A 380-nucleotide genomic window follows, 5' to 3' on the forward strand; every position below is an offset into this window, starting at 1 on the left:
GTCCAATCGTTCGGCGAGCGCGATGAGGCTCGCATCGGTGCCACCGAGCGGGAGATCCCGATATCGACCGGCCAGTTCCCGCACTCGGGACCAGTCCGCATGCGTCAACGTCTCCACAATGAGCGCATCGTCGATGATCGACGTGTAAAGAGCCAGTTCCGCCGTAGCGCCCAGTTCCCGGTTGATAAGATAGGCGGCTTCCGCGATCACGAGAGGTGACCCGCCCCCTCGAGCTCCTCCAGAAGATGTGCGCACACCACATGGTGAGGATCGCTGCGGTCAGTGGCAGCGACGATCACTCCGGTGTCGACGAGGAGCACCCGGGTTCAGTCCCGGCCGAAGCCGTCCGCCAGAAGGTCGTCGATGCGTGCGGTGATGCC

At 63.9% G+C, this 380-nt stretch carries 1 pseudogene; it reads right to left on the reverse strand.

From position 1 onward, the window contains the following. Positions 1–210: pseudogene (locus ACY45C_RS08805) on the reverse strand (type II toxin-antitoxin system VapC family toxin); the annotation flags it as partial. Positions 211–380: the final 170 nt, after the last annotated feature.

This window comes from Frankia sp. CcWB2, assembly GCF_977927585.1.